Annotated in this window: 2 protein-coding genes; both read left to right on the top strand. The window is 42.7% G+C overall.

Annotated features, from left to right (window positions below):
• The first annotated feature begins 482 nt into the window (after positions 1 to 482).
• Positions 483 to 854, top strand: a complete 372-nt coding sequence (locus tag DWY84_RS17060) for a DUF2500 domain-containing protein (RefSeq protein WP_118534476.1) — start codon at positions 483 to 485, stop codon at positions 852 to 854.
• 292 nt (positions 855 to 1146) lie between these two features.
• A complete protein-coding gene (ade, locus tag DWY84_RS17055; RefSeq protein ID WP_118534475.1) occupies positions 1147 to 2904 on the top strand; it encodes an adenine deaminase in 1758 nt (585 codons plus the stop codon).
• Positions 2905 to 3057 lie beyond the last annotated feature (153 nt).

Raw genomic sequence — 3057 nt, 5'->3', positions numbered from 1 at the left:
TGGTAGTGCGGAGGTCACGGGTCCGATTCCCGTCAGCAGCTCTTCTAAAGAAGGATGTGTTGCAGTAACGATTGAAAATTCGTTACTGCAACCCTTTTTATTTTAAGGAAAAATATTAAATTTAGCTCTTTTCCTTATCCGTTGTAGATTTTGAGCATACTTACCCAGACCTTCATTCTCATAAAGGTTGCATCAGGATCCGTTTTGGAGTAACTGTTCCTCTCTCTTTCTCTAATTCGTATAAGATATTTGAAACCAAGAGCCCGACTTTTCGAAGCCGGACTCTTAAATTGTAACAAAAAAAGTAAGACTTAATAAAAAAGGACGAAAACCGACAGAATTCCTATATTTTGTGTTTGATTCCGGGATGGTATAATTGAGATAGAAAATTAGAAAGATAAATCGGAGTTCATAGAGAAAAGCGTCTGTCAAAGAATCTTTAGAGTAATCATTTGACGCAAGATGAAGAAAGGGTGAGTTGTATGTTTACGCTGTTTGAGTTTATGTTTCCGATTATTTTCGTGATGGTTTTCGGAATGATCATTTTCCAGTTTGTAACAGGAATCGGGACATGGCATAAAAACAATCAGTCACCGCGTTTGTCGGTGACTGCAACTATCGTTGCAAAGCGTGAAAATATCACGCATCATAGCCATGCAAATGCAGGTGATCTGTCTGGAGGGCATGGCTACTATTCGACCTCAAGTACCAGTTACTATGTCACGTTTCAGGTAGAGAGCGGTGATCGTATAGAACTACCGGTTTCAGGTAGAGAATATGGAATGCTGGCGGAAGGAGACATCGGTAAACTGACTTTTCAGGGTACGAGATATCTGTTATTTGAGCGTGTGTGATTCCATTGAGGATCGTGCATTTACAAAAAGTGGAGGATTTTCTGCATCGGATATGTATGATGGCTTCTGAAATAGACAACAGAAGCTAAGCGACAGATGGGGTCTGACGTACGGATCCTTCTGTCGTTTTTTTGTTTTTGATGCAGTCCTTTTCAAATACAGTTCGGCAAGATTGCTTATTGCGTAAAATAGTTATGGTATTTTTGCTGGCCATAGACTACAATAAAGGCAAACTACTACTTTAGAATTACAAAACAAAATTGGATTCAGGAGAAGTCAGGAGGGGGAGCTTATGGCATCAACGAATCAGTTTATGAAACAGATTTCTGCAGCAGCGGGGAGAACAAAGGCAGAGCTGGTGTTGAAGCATGCAAAAATCGTGAATGTCTTTACAGAAACTATAGAAGAAGGAGACATTGCCATAGAAGACGGTATCATTGTCGGAATTGGAGACTATGAGGGAGACGTGGAAACTGATTTGAAGGGTGCATATGTCTGTCCTGGCTTTTTGGATGGACATATGCATCTGGAGAGTTCTATGGTGACACCGTCGGAATTTGAACGAATGGTACTGCCACATGGAACCTGTGGGGTAATTACAGATCCTCATGAAATTGCAAACGTGGCAGGAACAGCCGGGATTCAGTATATGCTGGAAGCAACAAAGAATCTCCACTTAGATAACTATTTCATGATGCCATCCTGCGTGCCATCGACTGCTTTGGATGAATCCGGAGCGAAACTGCATATGGAAGAACTGCTTCCGTTTTACCAGAATAAACGGGTGCTTGGGCTGGCTGAAATGATGAATTCCTACGGTGTGCTTCAGAATGCTCCGGATTGTATTGAAAAACTTCAGAAAACACAGGAGTACGAAAAACAGATCGATGGTCACGCACCGGGATTATCTGGTAAGGGCTTGAATGCATATGTGACAGCCGGTGTCGCATCTGATCATGAATGCTCAGAATTTGAGGAAGCGCGGGAGAAACTGGCCAGAGGGCAGTGGATCATGGTCCGTCAGGGAACAGCAGCCAAGAACTTAAAAAAACTGATGCCTGTCTTTGATACGCCTTACTACCAGCGGGCTATGTTGGTAACTGATGATAAACATCCGGGAGATTTGATTCGGGGCGGACATATTGATTTTATTATCCGGGAGGCAGTAGCATTGGGGGCGGATCCAATCCGCGCGATTAAAATGGGAACGCTTCATACAGCAGAATATTTTGGGCTGAAAAAACGTGGTGCAGTGGCACCGGGATACAGGGCTGATCTGACAGTTTTGAATAATCTGAGGGATTTTCAGGTGCTCCGGGTTTATAAGGACGGAAAACTGGCTGCAGAAAATGGAAAAGTTATATTTGAGAAAACAGCTGAGACAACAGAGTGGGATGCTGAAATCAAAAAGCGTGTATTTCATTCGTTCCACTGTCGGCCGATACAGTTATCTGATCTTGCTTTGACGAAAAAGAAAAATCAGATCCGGGTGATTGATCTTGTCAGTCATGAACTGATTACAAAAGAAAGAATAGAAAACTGGACAGAACTGCCTGGCATGGCAGCTGGAGTAAATCCGGAAAAGGATGTTGTAAAGCTTGTGGCGTTGGAACGCCATGAAGGAAACGGACATATCGGAATCGGATTCCTTGGAAATTATGGTTTAAAGAAAGGAGCAGTAGCAACCAGCGTTGGCCATGATTCTCACAATCTGGTCATAGCAGGAGTGACTGATGAAGATATAGCCGCAGCGGGAAACCGTGTAGTGGAAAATGAAGGAGGGCTGGCCATTGCGGTAGATGGCAAGGTAGTACTGGATCTTCCGCTAAAGATTGCAGGTCTGATGTCAGAGCTTCCGGTAGAAGAAGTAGATCGGAGACTGGAGGCAATGAAGTCACTTTCACAGGAGCTTGGAGTTCATGAAGATGTTGATGCCTTTATGACGCTGGCCTTTGTAAGTCTGCCAGTTATTCCGAAACTTCGTCTGAATACCTATGGGGTGATTGATGCAGAGAAGCAGCAGATCGTGGATGTGTTTTATTCTATATAGAAGTGCTTATCTGGAAAGGAGAAATTTTATATAGAACGCACATCAGAATATACGCGTTTTTTAAGCAATTAAAAAAATTCCAAAAATTTAAAAAATACTGTTGACTTTTGCCGTGACATTTGATATTATAATCCTCGCCCCGTGAGAACGGGG

The sequence above is a fragment of the Clostridium sp. AF27-2AA genome, from assembly GCF_003478505.1.
Taxonomy (GTDB): Bacteria; Bacillota; Clostridia; order Lachnospirales; family Lachnospiraceae; genus Brotaphodocola.
Note: the sequence above shows the minus strand (reverse complement) of the source record. Positions and strands in the feature narration are given on the sequence as shown.

Coding starts and splice junctions, on each gene's coding strand:
- DWY84_RS17060 (WP_118534476.1), top strand. CDS start 483: ATGTTTACGCTGTTTGAGTTTATGTTTCCGATTATTTTCGTGATGGTT.
- ade (WP_118534475.1), top strand. CDS start 1,147: ATGGCATCAACGAATCAGTTTATGAAACAGATTTCTGCAGCAGCGGGG.